This is a genomic window from Thermosipho ferrireducens (genome assembly GCF_017358165.1).
Lineage (GTDB): Bacteria > Thermotogota > Thermotogae > Thermotogales > Fervidobacteriaceae > Thermosipho_B > Thermosipho_B ferrireducens.
The window spans coordinates 59,364-85,095 of sequence record NZ_CP071446.1 but is presented as its reverse complement, the minus strand read 5'-3'; the positions used below and the strand labels follow the sequence as shown (position 1 = coordinate 85,095).

The window sequence follows — 25,732 nt, the reverse complement described above, 5'->3', positions numbered from 1 at the left end:
TCGAGGTGAGAAGGTATGAGAAAAGAGCTGTTTCAATGGAAATATCAAGCTCTTGCGAGTAGAGTGGCAGATAGCTTATCCAAAAAAGGTCATGAGGTGTTTATTGTACAAAGCGCCAGGGAAGCTCTGAAAAAAGTAGACGAAATAATTCCTGAAGGTGCAAGTGTAGCTGTTGGTGGTTCGTTAACCATCGGGGAAAGCGGGATATTAGAACATTTAAGGAGCGGTAAATACAAGTTTATAGATAGGTATGCAGCAAAAACCAGAGAAGAAAAAGAGAAACTTGAAAAAGAGGCGTTTTTTGCAGATTATTATCTTTGTAGTGCCAATGCAATAACAGAAGATGGGGAAATTGCTCTTTTAGATGGTAACGGTAATAGGGTTGCTGCAGTAATTTACGGACCTAAAAATGTCATATTAGTTGTTAGTGTCAATAAAATAGTAAGAAATTTGCCCGAAGCAAGAGAAAGAATACGTTATATTTCACCAATGAACTCTAAAAGACTTAACTTGAGTACTCCATGTGTTCAAACGGGAATGTGTATTGATTGCGCGTCTTATCAGCGAATTTGTAACTATTACGTTATAATAGAATCTGGCCATCGCTCGCCAGGGAGAATAAAAATTATTCTGATTCTTGAAGAATTGGGCTTGTAAAGTTAAGTGAACGAGGAAAAACAAAAGGGAGCGTTAACGCTCCCTTTTACTTAATTAAAATCCAATTGCCTCTTTTATTGGTGGAATTGTATCGATATAGTTTTTGAAATAAACAAGCCTCATACCGGTTTTTATTATGTCTGGATTTTTAATTTTATTCCATCTTGCAAGGTCTTTAATTGACACACCCAATTTTTGGGCAATTTCTCCAAGAGTTTCACCGGAGCTTACTGTATAGTAAAATTCAACAACAGTTTCCCAGTTGTTGTCAACAGTTGCTTTAACAGTTTTTCTTGACATAATGTAATCTGCCATGAGTTCAGATACTTCCATCATAACTTCTCTAACAACTGGTTTACCTTTAAACATGGTGTAACCACCGCCACCGCCGGCTCTATAGTTGTTGAGAACTATTTCATATTCCGCGTTTAAATCTATAGGTTTACCATCTATCATCAAATCAACTATTCTATTTCCCGAAGGTCTATTAAGAACTATTTTATAGGAAATTCCTTCCCACATGTCATAATTGTAATGTCTTGGTTTTGGATCAACCCAGGATTTATTTACTTTTGCGTAGTAATTTTCGTAAACAAAATAGTCTGCACTTTTTTCAAGAGCCGCTTTAATATCAGAACCTTTAACCTTAATAACTTTAAGGGTGTTTGGATAAATGTAAACAGCGTTAATATCTCTTAAAGTAATTGGACCGTCTTTCCATCCCTTTATGCTATTATTGAAAAGAGCAGTGGATGAAATCTTTGCTTTACTATAATACATTTGTACTTTGTTGACAAATTCTATAAGAGGATTGTCCTGCAGTCTTGCAAACAAGGGATCTTCTATCCAGAAATTGCCTTTTGCAAAACCAACAGGCTGATCCAGCCATACCTGAACTTTATCTTCGTAATCCTGGGCCATAGCAAGAATTTCTTTATCAGCTTCTACTCCTTTCACAGAGAGCTGTTCAACATTACTATCAGTTACAATCCATTTTCCATCTTTTTTCTCGAGTTTCAGCACAATCTTTCCAAGGTATTTCCCCCATTTGGATGGCATTGAAACTGGAACACCATTTATTTTCACAGCTATAGTCCTATGTTGATGTCCAAGTAAAAGGGCATCTATTCCAGGAACTTCCTGGAGTAGTTGATAAGCTTCATTTTCTCCTGTCAATTCTTCTGTAGGCTGACCGGTTTTCGGATCTCTTTCCAATCCCCCATGATATACAACAACGACAACGTCAACTTTTTCTTCGTTTCTTAATTTTGGTACGTATTTTTTTGCAACTTCCACAGGGTCTAAGAACTCAAGCTCTGCGATATTTTTTGGATCTTCCCAATTGGGTACAAACTTTGTTATAAGTCCTAAAATTCCAACTTTTATACCATTGTCAAGTGTAACGATATGGTAAGGTTTAAAATAAGGTTCCTGAGTTCCTTTTTTAACAATATTGGCACTTAAAACAGGAAATTGAGCTTCAGAGATAGCCTTTTTTAACACTTTCATTCCGTAATTAAATTCGTGGTTTCCAAGAGCCATTGCTGAATATCCAATTTTGTTCATTACCAACATCATGGGATCTACAGGTTTGTTGTCGATTCTTGCGTGGTAATATTCAAGGGGAGTGCCCTGAATCAAATCTCCTGAATCAAGAATAATAACATTTGAATACTGTTCTTTAATTTGCTTTACAATAGTTGCAATTTTACCAATTCCCACATCGTAAGGTTTGTTTGTAGCGTAGTTAATAGGGAATATATTCCCGTGCAAATCGGAAGTATGAAGCAATACTAATTCAATTGATTGAGCCAGAGAGATAGAAATAATAAAAATCAACAGAATAACACTGAGAACCCTTTTCATTTTTACACCTCCCAATAAATTATGTAGATTTAAGTTGTTTCAAACAGTCTCGGCAAATTGCGATGTATTTATCTTTACCTCCAACATCAATCTCCCCGCCGTCTGGAACGATTTTGTAAGAATAAGTTGCCCTATGTTCTCCGCATTTTTCGCAAACTGCTTTCTTTTTTATAACAACATCTGCTATTGCTAAGAGTCGAGCTGTAGTTTCAAATGGTTTTTCAAGATAAGACATATCAAGACCAGCGCAGTAAACATCTATTCCTTGAAAAGCAAGTTTTTTAGCAATTTCAACCAACTCTGTATCAAGAAATTGTACCTCATCAATGAAAATTGCATCAAATTCTGGTGTTATTTTTTTCATTATTTCTGAAGCTCTTGCTATTATTTCAGCTTTTACGCTAAAACCAGTATGAGTCGAAACAATGTCATGACCATATCGATTGTCAACAGCAGGTTTGAAAACCAGTGTTTTTTTCTTTCCAATATTATAGATTTCAACAAACGATAAAAGTTCTGTCGTTTTTCCAGAATACATGGGTCCGGTTATTACTGTAATTTTTCCAGTCACTAAAAAAACCCCCTTTTTATAGCGTGGTGCATGTTATATTTTATCATAAATGTGGAAAAGATTTTAAATTTGGCAAGGTCGGCAAGATTGGCGAGAGTTAGCGAGAGTTGGCTCCCTTCTGTGTCATTCCGAACCCGAAGGGTGAGGAATCTTATTTTGGCGAGGTTAGCGAGAGTTAGCAAGATTAGCAAGGTTAGTGAAGTGCCTTCTTTTGAGAATCATTTCTTAAACTGTTGTCTTATTCCTCTGCCAATACCCCTGAGTAAAGGGTTTTCATAGTTAGGGCGAATAGCATTTTGCGGACATTTTCTCATACATATCCCACATCTTGTACAAATATTATTATTAATAAATGGATAGCCATCTTCTTCAAAGTATATTGCATTTTCGACAGAACAAACATTTACACAAATCTGGCATTTTATACAATTTTCTTTTTTAATCCATGGCATAGTATTACCTCCGCGATTTTTCATTTGAAAATGTTTTTATAAGTTCAATTTCATTGAATCCGTATGCCACATAAATTTTAGAATAGCTAAAATACTATTGGCTGATTTTTGTTCTTTTGATGTTCTTGTAATAATTAACTTTATTTAGTCTTAGTTTGTCGGATTTTCTATTTTTTCAAGGGTACCGTCTTTGAGTTTTTGAATAGCATTTTTTATAGTATCTTTTTTTGATAAGTAAACTTCTATATTTGCTGCTTTGAGAACTTCGAGTGCGTTTTTTCCGACATTTTGAGTTATTAATATTTTAACTCCCTTGTTTGTAAGCAATTGGGAAACTTTTGAGCCTTTACCATGAGCCTCTGAGGAATCATTTTCAATAACTTCGATAATTTCTTCTCTATCAATATCATAGATAATAATGTACTCAGCTCTTGCGTATCTATCGTTTATCATGGAATCAAGAGTTTTACCCTCAGATGGAATCGCTATTTTCATAATTTACACCTCCTTTTTAATGACTTTTAATAGTTTTTTATAAATCTCTATTATTGCTCTTGCCGCTTTACTATTTTCATACGTAACAACGGGTCTGGTTTCAAGAATTGCTTTTTCTACTGTTTCATCAAAAGGAATTTTTCCAAGTATTTCGATTTTTTCATCTTTACAAAAGTCTTCAATTTTACCGGTTATTTCTTCGTTAATATCGTATTTATTTATCACTATTGCAAAATTTCTCTTGAAATGGTTAACAGTATCAATAATTCTTTTTAAATCGTGTATTCCTGAAGAAGTAGGTTCAGTAACAATAATTACAAAATAAGTAGCTGCAATTGACGATGTAGCTGGACATCCAACGCCTGGTGCTCCATCGATCAATATTATTTCTTTTTTTAAATTTTTCCCCTTTTCAATTGAAAGTTTTCTAACTTCAGCAACAAGTCCACCAGATGTTTCTTCACCGGGATTAAGATTTGCATGTATAATATTTTTGTTTTCAGAAACTGAATAATAAAATTCACCCGATAATGATTCAACTAATTTGATAGCCCTTTGAGGACAGGAAATGACACATGCATTACAACCTTCACAGGCATATTGATCAACTTTATAGATATTGCTAACAGTTATAATAGCCTCAAATCTACACACTTTTTTACATATTCCACATCCATCACACTTTTCAGGAACAATTATTGCTTTTTTACCTCCATAATATTCATGTTTTTCAATCACTTTTGAATTGAACATAAGATTTAGATTAGCCGCATCAACATCGCAATCGGCTAAAATTGAATTTTCAAATAGGATTCCAAGAGAAGAACTCAGGGTGGTTTTGCCTGTTCCGCCTTTTCCACTGACTATTGCTATTTGTTTCATTTAATCAACTCCTTTATGGTTTCATAAACCGAAAGGAATTTTTCCTGGAATTCTGGTAAAAACTCTGAGAATAAATTTCCTTCAGAATAGATTCTTGCAATTTGCTTTTTAAAAGGTATCTTCATTAAAATAGGTATTTTTTCTTTTTTTGCAAAGTTATCTATGATGTTTGTTCTGAAATTGTCTCTGTTGATAATAATTCCAGAAGGGATTTTCATATCTTTAATAAGTTCTACAGCTAAAGATAAATCATGTAGACCAAAAGTGGTTGGTTCGGTGACGAGAATTGCGAAATCAACATTTCTCAGCGTTTCTACGACAGGACAGGAAGTCCCTGGTTGAGAATCAATAATAACGACTTCAACTTTATTGTCGATATGTTTTTTGAGTTGTCTGATGATCTTTACCCCTGAAGGTTCACCGATCTTTAAGATTCCCATTCCAAATTTAAGGTTTTTATTTATGGTACCAATCATTACTTTACCTATATTTTTTGGTCTTTCAGTGATCGCGTTAACAGGACAAACCATTTCACATACACCGCATCCGTGGCATAAATTTTCAAATACAAGAGTTCCAGAGTTGAAGACTGAGATGGCACCAAATTGACAGTTGTTTGAACATTTTCCACATTTTATACATATTTCATTGTTAACTAATGGAAGTAGGAGTTCTACATTTTCTTCATAATCAAATGATACGTTGAAGAAGATATGGTCATTTGGTTCTTCAACATCAGCATCAAGTAATTGAACAGAAATTGTTTTAGATAGAACCCAGGCGAAATTTGTTGAAACAGTAGTTTTGCCTGTGCCTCCTTTTCCGCTTAAAATCGCTATCTTCACGTACAAACCTCCTATATGTAATTTACATATATCTGTTTTTATTATATTCTACAATTGAAAGACTGTCAAATTAAATTAGTTTTTATTCTTTAAAAATAAGCCCGCTTACAAGATTATAAAAGCGGGCTTGTTTGAAACTTTACTATTTGAATCCTATTTTGATATAAAAACGTTTTGTGCAGCTTTAATTAATGGATAAGCAGTTGGTGCTGAAGTGAGGAGAGGATGAGTTCCAATTTGAGAGATAAATAATTCTGTTATACTAACGTTATTCTGAATCGCCATTCCGACAACGTTAATAAGTTCTCCAACAGTATCTCCTCCAACAATTTCACCGCCTATTATTACGTCTGATTCTTTTGAAACAATTAATTTAACTATTTGTTTATTTGCGTTGGGAAGTGAACCGGGATGCTTATCAATTCCTTCGAAATAACCTGTTTTAACATCAAAATTATTTTTTTGCGCTTCTTCTTCGGTCAAACCAGCAGAGGCAAAGACTTTACCTCCTATTTTAGTTGAGAATATTGCAATTGTTCCCAGAAAGCTCCTAACAGTTGAGAGTCTATATAAATTTGTTCCAGCGATTCTCGCCTCAGAAGTTGCAGTTGAAGCCAGCATTATTGGAACGCTTTTTCGTGTAATGAAATCAACCTTCTGGGCACAATCTCCGATTGCAAAAATATCTGGATCATTTGTTCTCATATAACTATCTACTCTTATTGCATTGTATTTATTTAATTCTAATCCCGCACTTTTTGCTAATTCTGAGTTGGGTTGATATCCGGTAGCAAAGATTACTGCATCAGTTGATAAAATTTTGCCGTTTTCTAATACTATACCATCGACTTTTTTGTTCCCAGTTATTTCTAACACTTTTGTATTTGTTAGAACTTTTATACCTAATTTTTCAAGTTCTTTCTGAGCTAAGCTGGCTATATTACTATCAAAAGCTTTTCCTAAAATATGGGGTAATATTTCAATTATGGTGATTTCTTTACCTATATGAGCTAATTGTTCGGAAACTTCAACACCTATAAAACCAGCTCCTATTACTACTATTTTGTTTAGATTTTTAAGTTTTTCAAGCATATTATCTAAATATTCTTTATTTTTTGGAACAGTAAATACATTTTCCAGATCGTTACCTTTTATGTCTGGAACATAAGGTTTTGAACCAGTTGCCAATATTAACTTCTCGTACCGAAATTCCTTTTCAGATTTTGTGAAGATTATTTTGTTTTTCCTGTCAATTTTTGTTACTTCATCTTGTAGAAAGTCAATACCAGCTTTTTTAATAGGTTCTAATGGTATTATATTTTTTTCGGTTGTTCCTAAAAAACCAAACACATATGGTATACCACACGGAACCAGCGCATCCTTTTCTTTTCTAATCATTAAAAAACTTTTGTCAGGATAACAGCATTTTCCAGTCGTGGCTGCAACAATGCCAGCAGCACTTCCGCCAATAATAACTACATCATATATATTATTCATTTTAATCCCTCCCTTCAAGTTCTTGGCTAAATAAGAATTTCACAATTGCCAATAATCAATTTTTATTTTTATTATTGCTTTGAACCCTATTCTCAGAAAACATAGATATTTTTTTTCACAAATTAATGAATTAAAAGAGAATTATATTCAATTGGCATATATCTTCAATTTAATTATAGTATTTTTACATATAGTTGTCAAGAAAAAATCCTCATTCAAATTTCGAGACTTTTGAAACGAATTCTTCTATGATTTTTTTAACTTTTAATAATTCTTTCTTGCTGTTTTTCAATTGTTCAATACCTTTTGGGGTGATAGAATAAACTTTTTTAGATGGCCCTCGGGCATTTGAATCCCATTGTGAAGTGATGTATTTTTCATCTTCAAGTCTCGATAAAATTCTATATAAATTTCCCATTTGACCTAATCCTGTAAGTTCTATTCCATATCTGGAAAGTTTGTTTGCAATTTCATAACCATGAAGAGGAGTTTCTGCTATAATCAATAAAATAAATGGTTCAATAAACGTTTTTCTATATCTTCCTGACCCTCTTCTCATATTAACCTCCATTCATCACCAGCTTTTAATTCTATACATTTTTCATTTAATTCCTCTTTTAAAAGTTTAATTACATCACTTCCTGTGCAATGCAGTGGAAAAATTTCGAGATTGTAACTTTTAAAAAGAGCTATTATCTTTTTTATTCTTTTGCTTGAAGCACCTGACAAATGAAATCCACCAACCACAGCTTTTATTTTATAATTTTTCATGGTATATTTCAAAATATTTTCAATACCTTTGTGAGCACAGCCAGTAAAAAGAACATTATTAATAATCAAGTTTATTTCATCGTCAAATAGATCCTGTTTCCCGTTTACATTAAATTTTTTGTTGATTATTTCTTTATCGGTTGGAATAGAGTTTATGATATGAATATTGTCAATAACTGTATCCTTGTCAGTATAAACCACCTTAAAAGGAATTTTATTCCAATCGTAAGGAATTCCCGCGAATTTTTTAGCACTAAATTTTGGAATTAACGCTTTTTTGTGGATGAAGACAGTGGCATTTGTTTTATTCTGGAGGTGAAATAATCCTCCTACGTGATCATAATGACCATGAGAAATAAAAATTTTCTCAATTTTTTGAAAGTCAACGTGCAATTTCTCGCCATTTTTTATAAAAATGTCTGTTTGGCCTGTATCAAATAGAATTGTATCATTAATTAGAATTGAAAGGCCATGTTCATAAAAGAAATTTTTTCTTGAGGAATCATTGCACAAAATTTTAATTTTCAAGTTTCTATACTCCTAACGGTGATCTTTGTTGAGAAATGACACTATTCGAGGTTCAACGAAATTATACCATATTTTTTCAGGCTCTGGGCGAATAAGATTTAGTATGACTTTGCTTGGTAATAAGGTACAAATTTGGCGAGGTTAGCAAAATTAGCAAGGTTAGCGAGAGTTAGCGAGAGTTGGCTCCCTCCTGTGTCATTCCGAACCCGAAGGGTGAGGAATCTTATAATTAGCGGGGTTGGCGAGGTTAGCGAGAGTTGGATCCCTTCTGTGTCATTCCGAGCCCGAAAGGTGAGGAATCTTATAATTGGCGAGAGTTGGTGAGGTTGGTAAAAGAATAAGATCCTTCGTCACTTCGTTCCTCAGGATGACAAAAAACAGTAAGGATTGGCATCCCTGAAATATGTCATTCCGAGGAGCGTGGAGGCGAGGAATCTCGTGATATATAATTTTTGTTTCTGTTTTGGAAATTATTTAAATAAAATTTTACATCTATTTGTTTTTTTAGATTAATTTGTGGTATAATTTTTAGCGCCCTACTGTCGGGAGGGGGATTGTGAAATTTATAAAATATTTAACAGCAATAATGCCTTTCTCTTTTGTCGCCTCCATTGTTTCAGCAACAGTCGGTTTTTAAGTCTTTTCCCCAGGAGATTTTGCTTTGTACATGATTAATAGTTAACATTCTAATTTATGCGTGAGTTAATATTATAAATACCTAACTTTTCGAGCACAAAAATGGTGTCGATAGTGATTGTTCTCCTGAATCAGGTTGATAAATCCATTGAATTTTTAAGGTCAGAGAAAATCAGAGAATGTCATTATTGAAATCTTTTTTGCTACATGTATTGTATCAAAATTGTTGAGGTGATAATGTGCATAAGAAAATTCGTATCCCTGGATTCCTATCGTTATTAATTCTGGCGTATATACTCTGGTACAACGTGTTTAAATTTTCAGATTTCCTTTATGTTATGTTGATTTCTTCATTTGTGTTAGCAGTGCTTGGAGTGATTTTTGGTGCGGACATAGGGTTGAAAGTTAACAAATTAGAAGCGGTTTTGATTATTCTGGAGACTGCGCTAATGTACTTTCTTTTCTGGATACTTAGATTTATAGCTAATTTTTTCGAACCGTTGCGTGAAGGTATAGAGGATATTTATAGACTAATGGATAGATATGACTTTGTGCTTTTGATAATAGTACTTATGTTGATTGGAATTTTTGAAGAAATTTTTTGGCGAGGTTTTGTAACAAAAGCGTTAGTTGATAGTATAGACAATCCTGTTATTGCTTTAACAATTTCTTCTGCGATATATTCGTTGATTTACTTATATACTATGAATATAGTCTTAGTTATTTCTGCGTTTATAATAGGTTTAATTTTTTCTGTGACCTATTTTATTACAGGGAAAGTGACAACAACTATGTATATTCATATGCTTTGGACACCACTTATCTTTGCTATATTACCTTTAAACTGAGGTGGGATCGTGAAAGTTGTTGTTGACTTTTTTAAATTGCTTTTTGAGGTTGTAGTAGCTGGTTTCAATTTAATATTGTTGTTTTTTGATTTTGTGAGAAGACATGTCCATCTTTCTGAAAAGATTGCGATTATCTTGTTAGGTGTATTTATTTTGGGTGGAATAGGATTGGTTATTGCAATAGAGGCAACTTCAACTAATAGTTTTTGTTTGACCTGCCATCCATACTTTGAAAAGGAGTTTTATGAAACCAGTCATGGAGAGGCTGGAGTTGATTGTGCAGATTGCCATATTCCCTCCGATATTGCTGGGTTTACAAGGGCAAAGTTAGGAGGATTAAGAGAGGCGTGGATCTATTTTACTCAGGACCATCCTGAAAACAGAGAAGATTGGTATAACAATTATAAAGAGCACTGGGAAAAGATAGCCTATGAAAAAAATTTGACGGAAGAAACATGTCTGGAATGTCATGGGGAAAGTGAAGAAATACCATATATGGAAGTAGAGGCTTATGGTATAAATATACATCAACAACTAAAAGTGAAAGAAAAGGGTCTTTCTTGCTTTGATTGTCACTATAATTTTGTTCATGGAGTGCTGGAATGGGAGGATAAAAAATGAAAAAGGTTATAGAGCTTTTTAAATCATTAAAATTTGCTTTAGTGTTAATGATATCAATTTCAATCTTTGCCGCTTTAGGGACATTTATCCCACAATATCATGTATCAGAGTATTATATTTCAAAATATGGTATTACAGGATATATCATTTTATTTTTGCAGCTTGATCATTATAGTAATTCTATAATTTTTGGATTTCTTTTAACGCTTTTTTTCCTGAATACCCTGGTATGTACTTTTGTTCGAATTGTAAAAGTTTACCCTTCGTTGTTTAGAAAAAGGTTTAAAAGTGATAGTGTTGAAGAATTTGAAGGAAGTATGAAGGAATTAAAAATCAAGCTAAAAGAACAGGGGTTTAAAGCAAAGATTAAAGGAAATGAAATGTATGGAAGTAAAGCACTTCTGGGAAAGATAGGTCCAGATATAATCCATGTTGGTATTTTAATCGCTATTGTTAGTGGTTTAGTTATAGGTCTTACAACTAAAATGGAGAAATTTTATTTGAGTCCTGGTGATGAGTTTAACGTTGATGGAAAAGTGTTGGAATTAGCAGATTTTAAATTCTATACTTACGAAAATGGAATGCCAAAAGATTGGATCTCAATAGTAAGATATGATGGTAAAACTTATAGTATAGAGGTTAATAAACCTATGAATATTCAAAAAGGGAAATTATATCAATGGTCTCATAAGGTTGATTGGAATGTTAAGTTGAGATTTGAAGGGTTGGATTATGTTTATGAGGGACCAGATGATAGTAGTTTTAAAGCGGGAAATTATAGGATAAAAATAAGTAGATTTATCCCACACTTGAGAGTTTCCAATGGAAAAGTTTATAACATGAGTAATGAACCGGTAAATCCTGCTATTTTAGTTGAATATTACAATTTACTTGGAGTAAGAATTGGCAGACAGTGGGTTTTCGAAAACTTTGATTATCCCACTGATCCGAAAGACTTTCCGGTAAAAGCGTATTTGGCTGGATATAAAAAATATGAACAAACAGGTCTTTTGTATGTTAAATCACAGGGAGATTTACTAATGTTTATAGCGTTAATATTCATAGGAATAGGGTCCATGCTTTCAATAAGAAGAGATTATAATAAAGTTTATGCGGTGAGAGACAAGGACAAAATAAGAGTTTACTTTTATCAAAAAGAAAAATTGTAAGGGGGAGTTTTTGTGAAAGATACTATATTTTATTCTCTGGCTTTTGGACTGTATCTGGTTGCTTTGCTTATGGAAATAATTTCTTTGTTTTTAAAAAAGGAGAAAATTCATGCTTTGGCAATGTACACGCTTCTTTTGGCCGGTATTTTAGAAACACCGGGTTTGATTTTGCGGGGAATTCAAATGAAATTTATACCAATCACATCAACTTTTGAAGCTGTCACTTTTATTGCCTGGGTTGGAGCTTTTGTGGTTTTTTATTTTTATAAGAAATACAAAATAGATTCTCAGACGGCTTTCATATCAATCGCTGTGTTAACAACTTTCTTTGCCATATCTTCTTCTCCATTGGTTTCATCAGAAATTAACCCCCCGATACCTGCACTTCAAAGTTACTGGCTTGTTTTGCATGTTTCTTTTGCTTTTATAGGGGAAGTATTTTTCGTAGTATCTTTTGCCACAGCGTTGATATATTTATGGTCTAAAAAAGAGAAGGTCAAAAAGAAAATGGACGAGTTAACATACAAAAGCATACTCATAGGTTTTCCATTTTTTACGCTGGGAGCTTTAATTTTTGGAGCTATATGGGCTAAGTATGCGTGGGGAAGATTTTGGTCGTGGGATCCGAAAGAAACCTGGAGTCTGATCACCTGGCTTTTCTATGCCGGTTATTTGCATTCAAGATATCTTTTGAAATGGAAGGGTAAACGAAGCAGTATTATAGCTATAATTGCGTTTATGCTAATGATTTTTACATTTTTCGGAGTAAATTACATACTTTCTGGGCTACATAGTTATTCTTAGGAGGGAAAATCATGAATGTATTAGTTTGTATTAAACAAATTCCAGATACCACAAATGTTAGGATTGACAGAAAAACGAACAATCTTATTAGGGAAGGTGTTCCTGCTGTTATAAATCCAGATGATTTACACGCTCTGGAGTTAGCAGCTCATTTGAAAGAAGAAATGGGAGCTAAAACATGTGTTTTAACAATGGGACCACCTCAAGCTATCAACGCGTTAAAAGATGCGTTAATGTTTGGGATTGATGAAGCTTACTTACTTAGCGATAGAACATTTGCTGGAGCTGATACCTTAGCCACAACTTATGCTCTAAACCTGGGAATAAACAAAATCGAAGAAGATTTTGGAAGGTTTGACATCATTTTAACTGGAAAGCAGGCAGCTGATGGTGATACCGGGCAAGTAGGCCCGGGAATAGCTACAAGACGCGGTTATTCGCTGGGGGCTTACATTGAAAAAATAGAAAAAGTAACCGATGAGTATGTTATTGCTGTTAGGAGGATAGATCGAGGATATGAGAAAATCAGGATTAAATTACCGGCAGTGTTGACTATAACTCATGAATTTGCAAAACCAAGGTATGGATCACTTCCGGATTTAATTAGAGCGATTAAGTATGAGCCAAAGGTTTTGAATGCAAAAGATATAGGAGCTGATCCAAAGCTTTGTGGATTTTTTGGTTCCCCTACGCGTGTTGTAAGAACTAATGTCCCACCTGCAAGAAAAGGTGGTGATATTATTTCTAAAAATGATGAACCAAAAAAGGCAGCGGAAAGGTTACTTTTGGAATTAAAAAAATTCTCAGCAATTAGACTTGTAGAAATTTTTAATACTATTTTGGAGAGTGATGAAAAATGAAACACTCGAATATATTCGTTTTCATAGAAACTGTTAATCAAAAAGCAAAACCTGTCTCCTGGGAACTTATGGCAAAAGCCAGAGAACTTTCTGAAAAACTGGAAGGTAGCGAAGTCTGGGGAGTTCTCCTTGGGAATGAGTTAGATGAAGTTTGTAAAGAGGCTATAGCAAGGGGTGCTGACAAGGTATTGTATGTGAAAAATTCTGAACTAAACGAGTATATAAATTATAAATACCAGAAGGTATTGGTTGATATGGTTAAAAAATATAAACCAGAGATATTTTTGATAGGAGCTACGTTAGAAGGCAGAGAATTAGCAGGGATGATTGCAACAGAGTTAAAAACGGGACTTACAGCAGACTGTACCGGGTTGGACATTATCCCGGAGAAAGAACTTTTAGCTATGACAAGGCCGACATTTGGTGGTAATTTAATGGCTACTATTTTTTGCCCTGAGCATGTTCCGCAGATGGCCACTGTAAGACCTGGGGTTATGAAAGAATTGCCACCAGATTTTAAAAGGGCCGGGGAAATTATAGTTGAAGAATATCAAATGCCTGAAGTGGAAAAATTAATAGAAGTTCTGGAATCAATACCTGTAAAAAGTGGTTCGAATTTACAATATGCTCCTGTAGTTATATCAGGAGGGAATGGTGTAGGAGGGCCTGAGGGATTTAAAATGCTGAGAAAACTTGCAGATTTACTTGGAGGTGAAGTTGGAGCATCAAGAGCAGCGGTGAAAAAAGGGTGGGTACCTTATGAATATCAAGTCGGGCAAACAGGAAAAACAATAAGGCCAGTATTATACATAGCCTGTGGAATCTCTGGAGCAATCCAGCACATAGTGGGGATTAAAGAATCTGATATTATTGTAGCAATTAATAAAGATGAGAATGCACCGATATTTGAGGTTGCAGATATGGGAATTGTAGGAGATTTACACAAAGTTGTTCCAGCTTTAATTGAAATAATTGAGAATAAATTAAAGAGCGGGGCGAGAAAATGATAAGATTTGACGTTGTGGTGATTGGTGCAGGACCAGCGGGGTTGTCAGCCGCGTACAAATTGGCAAGTTCTGGAATAAAAGTTGCAGTTGTTGAAAAAGGTGAGTATCCTGGTTCGAAAAATGTAATGGGAGGAGTTTTATACTTATCTCCGCTTAAGAAGTTAATATCTGAAACAATAGTTGATGAGATGCTACAGGCTAATGTTGTAGAAAGAAACGTGATAGAACAAAACATGTGGTTTTTAAGTGATGATGGTGTGATAAAAGCGGGTCACAGAAATGAGAAGTGGAAAACCTCTCCAAATGCTTTTACGGTATTAAGAGCAAAATTTGATAACTGGTTTGCAAAAAAAGTTGAAAAAACCGGGGCTTTGATAATATCAAAAACTAAGGTGGAAGACTTTATCTGGGAGAACGACGAAATAATAGGTGTTAAAACTTCAAGACCTAAAGGGGAAATCTATTGTAAAGCTGTGGTTATTGCTGAAGGGGTAAATCCAATATTAACTCTCAAAGCTGGATTAAGGAAACGTGATATTACACCGAAAATGGCGGCAATTGCTGTGAAAGAAATAATTCCTATGTCAACAGAAAGAATCAATGACATTTTTGGTGTTGGTAATGAAAATGAAGGTGCAACAATAGAAATAATTGGTAGCTGGTCAAAGGGTATGATGGGAATAGGATTTTTATATTCAAATAAAGACTCCATATCATTAGGAGCAGGAGTTTTAATAGAAGATTTGAAGCAGAATAATAAATTTACACCTTATGAACTTTTGCAAAATTTAAAAGAACACCCGGCAATTAGTGAATTATTAGGTGAAAATAAAAATTCCGCAAACGAATATATGGCTCATTTAATTCCTGAGGGTGGTTATTATTCCATGCCAAGGCTTTATGATAATAGAATTTTGGTAGTAGGTGATGCTGGTATGATGGTAAATTCTATCCATAGAGAAGGTTCCAACCATGCTATAACTTCAGGAATGCTTGCAGGAGAAACACTTGTAGATGCGTTTGAAAAAGGTGATTTTTCACGAAAGTTTCTAAAGAAGTATTATTTAAAGCTACGTGACTCTTTCATAATTAAAGATTTGAAGAAATATAAAGATTTAACTTCAATAATGGAGAAAAATCACCAGTTTTTTGAAATTTATCCTTCACTACTTAATGATGCAGCGTATAGGTTTTTGAATGTGGATGGAACACCCAAATGGGAAATGCAAAAGGAAATATTTGAAATGTTTAGAAAGAGAAGAGGATTAATAGGTATGACAATTGATGCGCTTAAAATGTGGAAAGGTGTGAGAGGATGAGGATAGAGGATAAGTTATTTCTAAATAGATATAGGACTGATGAAGAAAATCCTCATTTGAAAATTATAAATATGGAGATATGTAAAAAATGTAAAAATAGACCGTGTATTAATTGTTGTCCGGCAGGTGTTTATGAATGGGATGGCGAAAGTATGGAAGTAAAATTCGAAGGTTGTTTGGAATGTGGTACATGTAGAATAGTTTGTCCATATCAGAATATAGAATGGAAATACCCAAAAGGGAATTATGGTATTTTGTATAAATTCGGGTGAGGTGAGATTATGAATAAAATTGACAGGAAACTTATTCCATTTGTGGAAACAGAGGGAACAATTTTGTGTTCTCACTGTAATAAAAGTTACGAAATTCCAAAAGTTCAGAAACTACATACGATTCTTGTTACAGATTGTCCGTATTGCGGAAGGCAAAATATAAATCTTATTACAAACAGTATAAACTATATAGACGAAATTCTTGAAAAAATAAAGAAATTTGAGAAAGATTTAAAAGAATTAAAGAAATCCCTTGAAATAGAAATGCAGGAATCAGGATGTATAGATAATTATCCAGAAGCCTTTTTTGAAAAGAGCAAAGGCAAGATAAAAATTGTATAAAAGGGCAATTAAACCTTGAAATATATGTTGGGATAGTCATTCATACTTGCCAGTGATCAATTTCCAGGAGACTTCAAAGGAGCATCCTGGCAGTTTTTTTAAATTATTATTGGAAAGGAGGTGTGTAAGATGAGAAAAAGGATAGGGCTTATTATTCTTTTAAGTGTTGTGCTTGCATTATTTATACCTGTGTTTGTTCAGGCAGGAGAGGATGAAAATTTTGAAGAAGAAATTCTTCATTTAGACGAGAGGGGATGTACCAGTTGTCATAAAGTAGTCGAAAGAGATGGTAAAGTGTTTGACTATACGTTGTATGCGGAGGTGCAGCGGATTGAGGATCACCCGGCTATAAAAAAGGAAAAAGTAGAAGAAGAAGGAGTGCTTTATTGTCTGGTGTGTCACGAAGATATGGGAGAGAAATCCTTTAAAAAGATTATTCATCCAATTCATTACTTCAGCGAGCATTTTGAAGGTAATTGTTTTAGCTGTCACGATATTTCAGAAAAAGGAGAATTTGTATTATTTGATGAAGTCCAGGCAGGTAAAGAATAGCATTAAAGCCCCCGAAAGGGGGCTTTAATAATTAAAAATGAAAAATGTAAGTGTTGCAAACATTTGTGAAAGTGTTATAATTTAGTTGAAAAGCATCGGGAGGTAATAAAATTAATGTTGATTATAGTTTTAACAGTGGTTACGTATTCAGTTTTTGCAACGTATCTGGCAGTAAAATTTTTTATTAAAGCAAAGACAGTTAATTTGTTTGATGATAAAATATCTCTTCTTAAAGATATGACTTCCTACCTGAGATATCTTCCTGCCAGAAATGAAGTAGCCTATTTTAGAAAACTTTTAGATGTTTCTCTGGAAATAGTCCCCTCTGCAAAAAAAGGAATTATTCTTATAAACAAGGCCGGTAAATTAAAACCTGTTGTGTCTAAGGAACTTGAATTTGATGAAATTAAAGATGTGATCGAATTAAATAAGAGTGATAGCTTTCGGGAAAGTCGAATGTTTTCAAAAGATGATTTAGGACAATTTTTAACGATTAATATAGGATTTACTGAAAATGAAAGAGGCAAGATTATTCTTTATTCACCAAAAGGAACATTTTCAAATAGAGATATAGAGGTTATGAGTATTTTTTCAAATCTTGCGGCGTCTTATATAGCGTTGAGGGAATATTTAATATCCCAGGGAAAATTTCAAAAGGATTTGTTGCTTTCAATGATAAAAATTCTTGAATATTATGATAAACATACTAAGGGTCACTCTGTGAGGGTTGCAGAGTTATCCGCAAATATAGCAGAGAAAATGGGGTTAAGCGATCAGGATATAAAAGATGCATATTGGGCAGGGCTGGTTCACGACATAGGAAAAATAGCAATACCTATAAACATTCTTAATAAAGAAGGCAGGTTAACTCAAGAAGAGTATGAAATAGTAAAAAAACATCCGATTTATGGGTTTGATTTTCTAACAACGTCATCAAATTTAAGAAAGATTGCAGAGTATGTCTATCACCACCACGAAAGATGGGATGGCAAAGGTTATCCTGCGGGACTGGAGAAAAAGATGATACCCCTAATATCTAGAATTATTGCTGTAGCAGATTCCTGGGATGCAATGACAAGCCCGAGATCATATAGAAATCCACTTCCATATAATATAGCATTGCAGGAATTAGTTTATAATATGGGCAAGCAGTTTGATCCAGCTGTGGTTAAAGCTTTTTTGAATGTTTTAGAAGAAGAAAAAGAGTTGTTTATAACAAATCAAGAACTCACGAGTTAGAATTGGAAAGAAATTGATAATTGTGAATTAGTTAATTTTTCAACAATTTTTTCATCTTCACAAATTCTTCTTCAGATATTTCTCCTCTGGCAAACCTTGATTTTAAAATTTTAAGGGCGTTATCTGAGTTACTGAAAGAAGTTTTACTAAACAGCTTGACTATAATAAGTATAGTTCCTACTATTACAACTATCCACAGCAATGCCCACAGGAGTCCAAACCACCATGTACCGTTACCAAATCCCCATGACCAGAGTCCGCATCCAGCTCCAGGCCAGTGCCACCACATAAATTCACCTCCTTCAAATATACCCCCTTATACAGGGGGCATCATAAATCATTATATCATTCTCTACAAGTTTTGTCAAAATTTAGTTGTTGAATTATTTGTATAAATGACAGGCAACTAATCGTTCGTTTACTTTCTTTAATTTTGGTTCCTCTTTTTTGCATATATCCATTACAAAAGGACACCTTGGGTGGAATCTACAGCCAGGAGGTGGGTTGATAGGATTTGGTACCTCTCCTCTGGGGATTAACTTTTCTTTTTTCTTTTTTGGATCTGGTTCAGGAACAGCGGAAATAAGGGCTTTGGTGTACGGATGAAGAGAATTTTCGTATATATCCTTGAAATTACCTATTTCTACGATTTTACCTAAATACATCACTCCAATACGGTTACATATGTATTTTGTAGTTGCAAGGTCATGTGTAATAAATAAAAAGGTGAGATTGAACTCTTTCTTTAAATCTATGAGAAGTTTTAAAAGCTGAGAACGCACTGATACGTCAAGCATGGCTATAGCTTCATCCGCAACGATGAATTTAGGGTTTAAAATTAGCGCCCTTGCTATTACTATCCTTTGTCGTTGACCGCCTGAGAGTTCGTGAGGATATCTATTGTAAAATTGTTCTGCTGGAGAAAGATTTACTCTTTCAAGCATTTCATAAACCATTTTTTTTCGCTCAAGACGTGTATTTCCAATGTTGTGTATTTCCAGGCCGTGTTTAATAGCTTCACCAACTTTCATGTAAGGATTCAAGGCGGCGAGGGGATCCTGAAAGATTATCTGGATGTTCTTTCTGAATTTTCGTAATTTTTCTTTTGAAAATTTTGTGATATCCTCACCTTCAAATAATATCTGACCGTCTGTAGGTTCTATCAGGCGAAGGATTAATCTTCCAGTTGTAGTTTTTCCACTACCAGATTCTCCCACAAGCCCAAAAGTTTCTCCCTTAAAAATGTTAAAACTTATACCATCAACTGCTTTTACATACCTTTGAGGTATTCTTAGCAAAACTTCTCCGATTGTTCTTTTTACAGGAAAATGTTTTTTCAAATTCCTGATTTCTATCATTTTTTCACCTCGCTGTATAGCCAGCATTTTACATGTGTATTGTCTACAGCAAATGTTTTTGGCTCCTGAGTCTCACATATTTCCATTTTGTATGGACATCGTGGTGCAAATCTGCAACCTCTGGGCGGTTTCAATAAGTCTGGAGGGGAACCTGGAATATAATTTAATTCAAGATCATCTATGTTGGTGTTTGGAATACTCTTCAGCAAAAGTTTTGTGTACGGATGTTTTGGTTCATAATAAATTTTTTCGTTTATTGCTTCTTCAACTATTTGACCAGCGTACATTACACAAATTTTATCAGCCATTTCAGCTACTACTCCAAGGTCGTGGGTTATCAATATCATTGACATTTCGTATTCCTGGCGTAATTCATTTAATAATTCCATAATTTGTGCCTGGACTATTACATCAAGCGATGTTGTTGGCTCATCAGCAATAACAAGAATTGGATTTAATACAAGGGCTAATGCTATCATGACTCTTTGGCGCATTCCACCACTAAATTGAAAGGAATATTCCTGCATTCTTTCTGGTTCAATACCAACTTTTTCTAAAACTTTTGCAGTTCTTTCCCTTGCTTCTTCTTCAGTTATTTCTGGTTCATGAGTTTTAAGTGTTTCATAGAATAATTTTTCTATTCGCATTATAGGGTTTAACGATGTCATAGGATCTTGAAAAATCATTCCAATCTTTTTTCCCCGGATTTCTCTCATTTTGTTTTCCGAAAAAGATATCAATTCCTCTCCTTCTATTTTCATACTTCCTCCATAAAATGTTTTTGGAGGAAGAATTTTAAGCAACCCCTGACCAAGCGTTGATTTTCCACAACCGGATTCTCCAACAAGCCCTACAGTTTCACCTTTTTTAACAGTTAGACTTATTCTGTCTACTGCTTTTACAAATCCTTTTTTGGTTCTGTAATAAATTTTCAGATCTTTTGCTTCAAAAATCATATTTTCACCTTCTCTCCCTAATCGTAGGATTCAGCAGTTCGTTTAAGCCTTCACTAAACATGGAAAAACCAAGAACAACAGTTATAATGGCAAGTCCAGGATATAGTAATCCCCACCAGGCTCTACTGAGAACAAATCTTTGACCGTTACTAAGGTCAAATCCCCAATCAGGTGTTGGAGGTGCTATTCCAAGTCCTAAGAAAGATAGTCCTGCTTCCGTCATAATAGCGTCTGCGAGGTTCATGGAAAGTACCACTACTATAGAAGGTAAAACATTTGGGAAAATATATTTTAATAAAATCTCGCGATTTTTTGCGCCCAGAGCTCTTGCGGCTTCAACATAAAGTTCACTTTTTACAGATGACACCTGGTTCCTGATGACTCTGAAATATGTTGGTGTGTAAACAACGGCTATTGATATAGAAATGTTAACGATTCCTGGCCCCAGGACCGCTGCTATTGCTATAGCAAGGATAAGTCCAGGAAAAGAATATATTGCATCCATTATTAATGTTAAAACTCTATCTAACCATCCGCCAATGTATCCAGAAATTAGTCCAAGTGGGACGCCTATACCTGCGGCGATTGCTACTGCAAGAAAAGCAATCATTAAGGCGATTCTCGCACCATAAATTACTCTACTCAAAACATCTCTTCCGAGATTGTCTGTACCAAATATAAACTGATCATTTGGGGCGCTTAAAGATCTTCCCACTCGTTGTATGGGATTGTAAGGGGCAATTTGCGGTGCAAATATTGCAAGAATTATGTAAAAGATTAATATTGTTGCACCGACAAACGTGAGCCATCCGGTACCTGTTTTGAACAGGTCACTTAGAAATTCACCTAATCTTTCACTCATAAATTTTTTTCGCACAGAATCACCCCTCTTTTAATATCTGACTCTTGGGTCCACAAGAGCATTTACAATGTCAATTATGATACTTATAATAACAACGAATAAGGCAAAGAATACGATTGTACCCTGTATTGCAGGGAAATCTCTGTATTTTATTTTTAGTACAAGATAACTACCAACCCCGGGCCACGAAAAAGTTGTTTCTGTCAGAATAGCCCCTGCTAAAAGAAGAGCAAACTGCATTCCCATTATTGTAAAAATTGGAACAAATGCGTTTCTAACAGCATGGCCATAAAGTATTACTCGTGATTTTAATCCACGAGCACGTGCTGCTTTTATAAAATCTTTTGAAAGAGTTAACACAGTATTGTTTCTTACCATACGTAAAAATATACTTGATATTACAAGTCCAAGTGTTATACCTGGAAGTAATAAATGTTCAAGAACATCTATAAATCCTTCCCAATTTCCGGTAATTAATGTGTCGAAAAGATACAAGCCTGTTTTGACGTCTATACTAACCCGCGGGGAAATTCTTCCCCCTACAGGTAACCACCTTAGATAAATGCCAAAAAGAAGCTGGAGCATTAGTCCTAACCAGAAAACCGGGACGGCATATATGAATATGGAATATACCCTTGCGCTAATATCTATGGGTCCGTCTTTCCTCCATGCAGCTTCCGCTCCCCAGAAAATACCTATTAGCAATGCAACTATAAATGAAAAGATGGTTAATTCTAAGGTTGCAGGGAATCTGTCCTTGATTTCATTCCAGACAGGTCTATTTGTAAGAGTCGAAGTTCCAAGATCTCCTTTAATTACGTTACCAAGATAATCAAAAAATTGTACTATAACAGGTTTATCCAGGCCAAGCTCATGTCTTTTGGCTTCTATCACTTCAACAGGAGCTTTCCCACCTAAAATTGCAAGTACTGGATCACCTGGAATTATACGAAGAATAAAAAAGATCATGACAAGAAGAACTAATATCATAGGAAGGGCCAGTATTATTCGGGTTATAATATAGCTTTTCAGGGACACATTATCTCCTCCTCTTTTAAAAAATCCCGCCCGCATTAACGGGCGGGACTTTATTAATAACCAGGTGAAATGTTATTTCTTTTCAAGAATGTAATATCTGAATATTTGAGTTGGTTCAAGAACGATTCCTTTGATATAATCCCATGCCTCACAGTCGGCGATTCCCTGCCATAGTGGTATGTAAGGAACATCTGAAGCGTGGAAATTTTGAACCTGTTTGTAAATCATTTCCCTTGAGAACTGATTCGTTGCTGCACGACCGGCTATCATTAGATTTTCAACAGTCTTATTTTCATAGAAACTTCCAAGTGATTTTGCACCATTTACACTCAGGAACGGCCATAAATAGTCATCTGGATCAAGATAATCAGGATACCAACCAAGCAGGAAGAGTCCCATTGTACCATTCAAGAAATATTCAACATATGTTGACCATTCTGCGTATTTAATGTTAACTTTTATCATGCCTGTTTCTTCTAAAGCTTCTTTCAGTACTTGAGCTACGTCTGCCTCAGTTGTTCCATAGTGCGATGGAGTGTACCATAAATCTATGACAAGAGGATTTGCTTTGCTGTAACCAGCTAATTTGAGAACTTCTTTTGCAGCGGCGATATCCCTTTCGGGGAAGACGTTTACATGACTCCACATTCCAGCTGGTACCATGGAATAAAGAGGTTTTGTAAGTCCTACAAAGATATCTTCCGTTATTGTTTTTCTATTAACGGCAAGGGCTATCGCCTGTCTTACAAGAGGATCATTGAACGGTTTTTGCTGCACATTAACGACAAGATATCTTATCTGAGGGCTTGGGCCAAGATAAACTTTTATTCCTGGAACGTTTTGCAAATCTAAAATATCTCTTGGATCAAGATGTCTGTAAGCGACATCAATTTCACCTGTTTCAAGAGCCAATCTAAGTTGCTGGGAATTTTCATAAAATTGGATAATAATCTTTTTGGTTTTTGGTTTTGGGCCAAAATATCTTGGATTTTCCTCAAGTACAATTCTGACGTCTCTGATCCATTCAGTAATTTTGTAGGGACCAGATGCTGAAGGAGCGAAGTCATAAAATGCATTTTCTGGAACAACTTTTGGATTCACGGGAAATGCCACAGTGTATCCAAGAACGGAAACAAACGCAGAGAATTTGTACTTTAAAGTTACTTTAAAAGTGAACTTATCAACTACTTCTGTCTTTTTTACAACGTCTGTAAGTAAAAATGCAGGATCTCCATTTAATTTCATAACTCTGTCAAAAGAAAATTTAAAAACATTTGCATCAATTTGTGTGCCATCTTCAAAGTAAGCGTCTTTTCGAATGTGGAATGTGTAAATCAGTCCATCCTCTGATACTTCCCATTTTTCAAAAAGCCATGGTTTGATATTTGCGGTTCCAATTTCATAATCTACCGGTCCTGCTAAAACATTTTGCAAAATATTACTCGAGAAGTAGTCGTAACAGTTGGCTGGATCAAGAGTCCTGATTTTGTCAGTTGTTCCTATTACAATAGCACTGCTTGCAGCGTAAGATATCACAACAAGCAAAAATAACCAGATAATAACAAATTTTTTCACAGCAACCCCTCCTTTTCCGGTTTGGTAACATTATTTTACCATAAAGTAACTCTTATATGCAATACTTAATATTAGTAACAACTATTTAGTAGAAATGCGTGTGTATAAAACGAGTGTTTTGTTTTTGTAAAGGAAATTATAACGAATAAAATTGTGTTAAAATAATTTTAGAGTAATCAAGGAGGTATGGTTTATGAAAAAAAATTTGCTAAATTTTTCATACGAGGAACTTGTAGAAGAGTTCTCAATAATGAAATTAGAAAAATATCGTGTTGATCAGGTGTTAGATTGGGTTTATAAGAAAAAAGTATTTGATTTTGACAAAATGACGAATCTTTCGAAAGAGCACAGAAAAAAGTTAGCTGAGCATTTTGTTATAGAGATTCCAGAACTTGTTGAGATGCAAATTTCAAGAATTGATAAAACTACAAAATTTTTATGGAGATTAAGTGATGGAAACACTATAGAATCTGTGGCTCTTTTTCATTCGGGAAGAGTTACTGCGTGTATATCTACTCAGGTAGGTTGTCCTGTAAAATGCTCTTTTTGTGCTACTGGACAGAGTGGATATGTTAGAAATCTTACAGCAGGAGAAATTGTAGCCCAGATTTTAGCGATAGAGTTTCATAGAAAGGTAAATGTTGGGAATGTGGTTTATATGGGAATGGGCGAACCTCTTTTGAATTTTGATGCAACTTTAAAAAGCTTAAAAATGTTGAATCATAGAAAGATGTCAGGTATAGGTATTCGAAGAATCACCGTTTCAACAGTTGGTATACCCGAAAAGATTGTGGAATTGGCAAAGTCAGGTTTGGATTTTAAATTAGCGGTATCTTTGCATGCGCCTACAGATTTCAAGCGAGATAAAATTGTACCTCTTAATAAGAAGTATAGTGTGGAAGAAATAATTTATGCGTTGAAAAAGTATCAGGAAATTACTGGTAATAGGGTTACAATAGAATATATTTTGATAAAGGAATTTAATGATTATCTGGACGACGCTGAGAAACTTTCGCAGCTTTTGAAGGGAATGTCTGTTTTTGTAAATCTTATACCGGTAAATCCAGTAAATCCAGAATTTCATCGTCCAAGTAAATGGGTGTTAGAAAGGTTTAAAAGTGTGCTTGAAAGATATAATATTGAAGCTGAGATCAGGCAAGAAAAAGGGACAGATATAAGCGCTGCCTGTGGACAATTGAGAAGGAGAATGTTGAAGAAAAGATGATAAGAATTGTTTTTTTATTTCTTGTTGGGGTTATGTTTGGGATACTGGCGTTTTTGGGTATTATATATCTTGGTGAAAAGACCGGTGATGTTTTTGTGCCGGATGTTATAGGGTTAAATATCGCTGAAGCCAAAAATAAGCTGGAAATGTATGGTTTTGTAGCGGAAATTGTTGGAAATGGAAAAGTGGTAAACACTGATCCTGGAGCAGGAGAAGTCGTGAAAAGGGGAAGAAAGATAAGAGTGTTTGGGAGTAGCCTTATAGAGAGACAATTCAAATTGCCAGATTTTTATGGTACAAATGCCCATACAGTTGTAGAAATCCTTAAATCATGGGGATTGAATGTTGAAATTGTAAAAATTAAATATCCTGGTCCAGATGGTCGTGTTCTTGCTACATATCCAGAAAAAGGTTCGGTGGTTAAAACAGGCGATAGTATTAAGCTTTTAATAGATGATGGCGACATTGACTCCGGGAGGTAAGAT

General features: G+C 34.6%; 29 protein-coding genes. 14 read left to right on the top strand and 15 right to left on the bottom strand.

The features are described 5' to 3' along the window. Positions 1-15: 15 nt before the first annotated feature. On the top strand, positions 16-657 hold the full coding sequence (locus tag JYK00_RS00425) for a lactate utilization protein (protein WP_207566770.1): 642 nt from the start codon (positions 16-18) through the stop codon (positions 655-657). A 54-nt stretch (positions 658-711) separates the two neighbouring features. On the opposite strand, the gene JYK00_RS00420 is transcribed toward JYK00_RS00425, so the two are convergent. The 9 genes from JYK00_RS00420 to JYK00_RS00380 all read right to left on the bottom strand — a co-directional run bounded on the left by JYK00_RS00420 (position 712) and on the right by JYK00_RS00380 (position 8,564). After that, complete coding sequence (locus JYK00_RS00420) at positions 712-2,523, bottom strand: 5'-nucleotidase C-terminal domain-containing protein (RefSeq protein WP_207566769.1); 1,812 nt, start codon at positions 2,521-2,523, stop codon at positions 712-714. A gap of 19 nt (positions 2,524-2,542) precedes the next feature. Further along, a complete protein-coding gene (locus JYK00_RS00415) occupies positions 2,543-3,094 on the bottom strand; it encodes a thymidine kinase (protein WP_207566768.1) in 552 nt (183 codons plus the stop codon). A gap of 218 nt (positions 3,095-3,312) precedes the next feature. After that, positions 3,313-3,546 carry a 4Fe-4S binding protein gene (locus tag JYK00_RS00410; RefSeq protein ID WP_207566767.1) on the bottom strand — a complete coding sequence of 78 codons (234 nt, stop codon included), beginning with the start codon at positions 3,544-3,546 and terminating at the stop codon, positions 3,313-3,315. A 150-nt stretch (positions 3,547-3,696) separates the two neighbouring features. Then, positions 3,697-4,041, bottom strand: a complete 345-nt coding sequence (locus JYK00_RS00405) for a NifB/NifX family molybdenum-iron cluster-binding protein (RefSeq protein WP_207566766.1) — start codon at positions 4,039-4,041, stop codon at positions 3,697-3,699. Between the two features lie 3 nt (positions 4,042-4,044). After that, a complete protein-coding gene (locus tag JYK00_RS00400; protein ID WP_207566765.1) occupies positions 4,045-4,923 on the bottom strand; it encodes an ATP-binding protein in 879 nt (292 codons plus the stop codon). Further along, positions 4,920-5,768, bottom strand: coding sequence for an ATP-binding protein (locus JYK00_RS00395; protein ID WP_207566764.1), 849 nt, complete (start codon positions 5,766-5,768; stop codon positions 4,920-4,922). The genes JYK00_RS00400 and JYK00_RS00395 overlap by 4 nt, the downstream gene beginning before the upstream one ends. Before the next feature lie 153 nt (positions 5,769-5,921). Further along, positions 5,922-7,265 carry an FAD-dependent oxidoreductase gene (locus JYK00_RS00390; RefSeq protein ID WP_207566763.1) on the bottom strand — a complete coding sequence of 448 codons (1,344 nt, stop codon included), beginning with the start codon at positions 7,263-7,265 and terminating at the stop codon, positions 5,922-5,924. Between the two features lie 211 nt (positions 7,266-7,476). Next, entirely contained in the window at positions 7,477-7,824 is a 348-nt protein-coding gene (locus JYK00_RS00385) for a PadR family transcriptional regulator (RefSeq protein ID WP_207566762.1), read from the bottom strand. Then, positions 7,821-8,564 (bottom strand): MBL fold metallo-hydrolase, encoded by a 744-nt coding sequence (locus JYK00_RS00380; RefSeq protein ID WP_207566761.1) that lies wholly within the window; start codon positions 8,562-8,564, stop codon positions 7,821-7,823. Before JYK00_RS00380 ends, JYK00_RS00385 begins: the two co-directional genes overlap by 4 nt. A gap of 875 nt (positions 8,565-9,439) precedes the next feature. Here JYK00_RS00380 and JYK00_RS00375 point away from each other — a divergent pair. The 11 genes from JYK00_RS00375 (at position 9,440) to JYK00_RS00325 (ending at position 18,233) form a co-directional block, all read left to right on the top strand. Beyond that, complete coding sequence (locus JYK00_RS00375) at positions 9,440-10,048, top strand: CPBP family intramembrane glutamic endopeptidase (RefSeq protein WP_207566760.1); 609 nt, start codon at positions 9,440-9,442, stop codon at positions 10,046-10,048. 9 nt (positions 10,049-10,057) lie between these two features. Beyond that, positions 10,058-10,669 carry a NapC/NirT family cytochrome c gene (locus JYK00_RS00370; RefSeq protein WP_207566759.1) on the top strand — a complete coding sequence of 204 codons (612 nt, stop codon included), beginning with the start codon at positions 10,058-10,060 and terminating at the stop codon, positions 10,667-10,669. Further along, positions 10,666-11,838, top strand: a complete 1,173-nt coding sequence (locus tag JYK00_RS00365) for a cytochrome c biogenesis protein ResB (protein WP_207566758.1) — start codon at positions 10,666-10,668, stop codon at positions 11,836-11,838. Before JYK00_RS00370 ends, JYK00_RS00365 begins: the two co-directional genes overlap by 4 nt. A 12-nt stretch (positions 11,839-11,850) precedes the next feature. Then, a complete protein-coding gene (gene ccsA / locus JYK00_RS00360; protein WP_207566757.1) occupies positions 11,851-12,642 on the top strand; it encodes a cytochrome c biogenesis protein CcsA in 792 nt (263 codons plus the stop codon). 11 nt (positions 12,643-12,653) lie between these two features. Continuing rightward, the gene (locus JYK00_RS00355) at positions 12,654-13,502 is read left to right on the top strand and encodes an electron transfer flavoprotein subunit beta/FixA family protein (protein WP_207566756.1); all 849 of its coding nucleotides are present in this window, start codon (positions 12,654-12,656) and stop codon (positions 13,500-13,502) included. Then, positions 13,499-14,509: an electron transfer flavoprotein subunit alpha/FixB family protein gene (locus JYK00_RS00350; protein ID WP_207566755.1), complete on the top strand. Its 1,011-nt coding sequence runs from the start codon at positions 13,499-13,501 to the stop codon at positions 14,507-14,509. Before JYK00_RS00355 ends, JYK00_RS00350 begins: the two co-directional genes overlap by 4 nt. After that, positions 14,506-15,828, top strand: a complete 1,323-nt coding sequence (locus JYK00_RS00345; protein WP_207566754.1) for an NAD(P)/FAD-dependent oxidoreductase — start codon at positions 14,506-14,508, stop codon at positions 15,826-15,828. Before JYK00_RS00350 ends, JYK00_RS00345 begins: the two co-directional genes overlap by 4 nt. Next, positions 15,825-16,100 (top strand): ferredoxin family protein, encoded by a 276-nt coding sequence (locus JYK00_RS00340; RefSeq protein WP_207566753.1) that lies wholly within the window; start codon positions 15,825-15,827, stop codon positions 16,098-16,100. The genes JYK00_RS00345 and JYK00_RS00340 overlap by 4 nt, the downstream gene beginning before the upstream one ends. Before the next feature lie 9 nt (positions 16,101-16,109). Continuing rightward, positions 16,110-16,442, top strand: a complete 333-nt coding sequence (locus JYK00_RS00335; protein ID WP_228288172.1) for a hypothetical protein — start codon at positions 16,110-16,112, stop codon at positions 16,440-16,442. A 129-nt stretch (positions 16,443-16,571) separates the two neighbouring features. Then, positions 16,572-16,994 (top strand): hypothetical protein, encoded by a 423-nt coding sequence (locus JYK00_RS00330; protein WP_207566752.1) that lies wholly within the window; start codon positions 16,572-16,574, stop codon positions 16,992-16,994. Between the two features lie 114 nt (positions 16,995-17,108). Then, complete coding sequence (locus tag JYK00_RS00325; protein ID WP_228288171.1) at positions 17,109-18,233, top strand: HD-GYP domain-containing protein; 1,125 nt, start codon at positions 17,109-17,111, stop codon at positions 18,231-18,233. A 31-nt stretch (positions 18,234-18,264) separates the two neighbouring features. Here the strand turns inward: JYK00_RS00325 and JYK00_RS00320 are convergent, their stop codons facing one another. The 6 genes from JYK00_RS00320 to JYK00_RS00295 form a co-directional block, all read right to left on the bottom strand. Next, complete coding sequence (locus tag JYK00_RS00320; protein WP_207566751.1) at positions 18,265-18,522, bottom strand: SHOCT domain-containing protein; 258 nt, start codon at positions 18,520-18,522, stop codon at positions 18,265-18,267. Positions 18,523-18,616: 94 nt separating this feature from the next. Beyond that, positions 18,617-19,591 carry an ABC transporter ATP-binding protein gene (locus tag JYK00_RS00315; RefSeq protein WP_207566750.1) on the bottom strand — a complete coding sequence of 325 codons (975 nt, stop codon included), beginning with the start codon at positions 19,589-19,591 and terminating at the stop codon, positions 18,617-18,619. Further along, the gene (locus JYK00_RS00310) at positions 19,588-20,547 is read right to left on the bottom strand and encodes an ABC transporter ATP-binding protein (protein ID WP_207566749.1); all 960 of its coding nucleotides are present in this window, start codon (positions 20,545-20,547) and stop codon (positions 19,588-19,590) included. Before JYK00_RS00310 ends, JYK00_RS00315 begins: the two co-directional genes overlap by 4 nt. Before the next feature lie 4 nt (positions 20,548-20,551). Then, positions 20,552-21,409, bottom strand: a complete 858-nt coding sequence (locus tag JYK00_RS00305; RefSeq protein WP_207567571.1) for an ABC transporter permease — start codon at positions 21,407-21,409, stop codon at positions 20,552-20,554. 30 nt (positions 21,410-21,439) lie between these two features. Continuing rightward, on the bottom strand, positions 21,440-22,447 hold the full coding sequence (locus JYK00_RS00300; protein ID WP_207566748.1) for an ABC transporter permease: 1,008 nt from the start codon (positions 22,445-22,447) through the stop codon (positions 21,440-21,442). Positions 22,448-22,519: 72 nt separating this feature from the next. Next, a complete protein-coding gene (locus JYK00_RS00295) occupies positions 22,520-24,022 on the bottom strand; it encodes an ABC transporter substrate-binding protein (protein WP_207566747.1) in 1,503 nt (500 codons plus the stop codon). Positions 24,023-24,215: 193 nt separating this feature from the next. On the opposite strand from JYK00_RS00295, the gene rlmN reads away from it, so the two are divergent. Both rlmN and JYK00_RS00285 read left to right on the top strand, forming a co-directional pair. After that, positions 24,216-25,247 (top strand): 23S rRNA (adenine(2503)-C(2))-methyltransferase RlmN, encoded by a 1,032-nt coding sequence (rlmN, locus tag JYK00_RS00290; RefSeq protein WP_207566746.1) that lies wholly within the window; start codon positions 24,216-24,218, stop codon positions 25,245-25,247. Continuing rightward, on the top strand, positions 25,244-25,729 hold the full coding sequence (locus tag JYK00_RS00285) for a PASTA domain-containing protein (RefSeq protein ID WP_207566745.1): 486 nt from the start codon (positions 25,244-25,246) through the stop codon (positions 25,727-25,729). Before rlmN ends, JYK00_RS00285 begins: the two co-directional genes overlap by 4 nt. The last annotated feature ends 3 nt before the right edge of the window (positions 25,730-25,732 follow it).

Coding starts and splice junctions, on each gene's coding strand:
- JYK00_RS00410 (WP_207566767.1), bottom strand. CDS start 3,546: ATGCCATGGATTAAAAAAGAAAATTGTATAAAATGCCAGATTTGTGTA.
- JYK00_RS00330 (WP_207566752.1), top strand. CDS start 16,572: ATGAGAAAAAGGATAGGGCTTATTATTCTTTTAAGTGTTGTGCTTGCA.
- JYK00_RS00335 (WP_228288172.1), top strand. CDS start 16,110: ATGAATAAAATTGACAGGAAACTTATTCCATTTGTGGAAACAGAGGGA.
- rlmN (WP_207566746.1), top strand. CDS start 24,216: ATGAAAAAAAATTTGCTAAATTTTTCATACGAGGAACTTGTAGAAGAG.
- JYK00_RS00405 (WP_207566766.1), bottom strand. CDS start 4,041: ATGAAAATAGCGATTCCATCTGAGGGTAAAACTCTTGATTCCATGATA.
- JYK00_RS00355 (WP_207566756.1), top strand. CDS start 12,654: ATGAATGTATTAGTTTGTATTAAACAAATTCCAGATACCACAAATGTT.
- JYK00_RS00325 (WP_228288171.1), top strand. CDS start 17,109: ATGTTGATTATAGTTTTAACAGTGGTTACGTATTCAGTTTTTGCAACG.
- JYK00_RS00420 (WP_207566769.1), bottom strand. CDS start 2,523: ATGAAAAGGGTTCTCAGTGTTATTCTGTTGATTTTTATTATTTCTATC.
- JYK00_RS00340 (WP_207566753.1), top strand. CDS start 15,825: ATGAGGATAGAGGATAAGTTATTTCTAAATAGATATAGGACTGATGAA.
- JYK00_RS00385 (WP_207566762.1), bottom strand. CDS start 7,824: ATGAGAAGAGGGTCAGGAAGATATAGAAAAACGTTTATTGAACCATTT.
- JYK00_RS00305 (WP_207567571.1), bottom strand. CDS start 21,409: ATGAGTGAAAGATTAGGTGAATTTCTAAGTGACCTGTTCAAAACAGGT.
- JYK00_RS00400 (WP_207566765.1), bottom strand. CDS start 4,923: ATGAAACAAATAGCAATAGTCAGTGGAAAAGGCGGAACAGGCAAAACC.
- JYK00_RS00390 (WP_207566763.1), bottom strand. CDS start 7,265: ATGAATAATATATATGATGTAGTTATTATTGGCGGAAGTGCTGCTGGC.
- JYK00_RS00345 (WP_207566754.1), top strand. CDS start 14,506: ATGATAAGATTTGACGTTGTGGTGATTGGTGCAGGACCAGCGGGGTTG.
- JYK00_RS00320 (WP_207566751.1), bottom strand. CDS start 18,522: ATGTGGTGGCACTGGCCTGGAGCTGGATGCGGACTCTGGTCATGGGGA.
- JYK00_RS00365 (WP_207566758.1), top strand. CDS start 10,666: ATGAAAAAGGTTATAGAGCTTTTTAAATCATTAAAATTTGCTTTAGTG.
- JYK00_RS00315 (WP_207566750.1), bottom strand. CDS start 19,591: ATGATAGAAATCAGGAATTTGAAAAAACATTTTCCTGTAAAAAGAACA.
- JYK00_RS00285 (WP_207566745.1), top strand. CDS start 25,244: ATGATAAGAATTGTTTTTTTATTTCTTGTTGGGGTTATGTTTGGGATA.
- JYK00_RS00425 (WP_207566770.1), top strand. CDS start 16: ATGAGAAAAGAGCTGTTTCAATGGAAATATCAAGCTCTTGCGAGTAGA.
- JYK00_RS00310 (WP_207566749.1), bottom strand. CDS start 20,547: ATGATTTTTGAAGCAAAAGATCTGAAAATTTATTACAGAACCAAAAAA.
- JYK00_RS00350 (WP_207566755.1), top strand. CDS start 13,499: ATGAAACACTCGAATATATTCGTTTTCATAGAAACTGTTAATCAAAAA.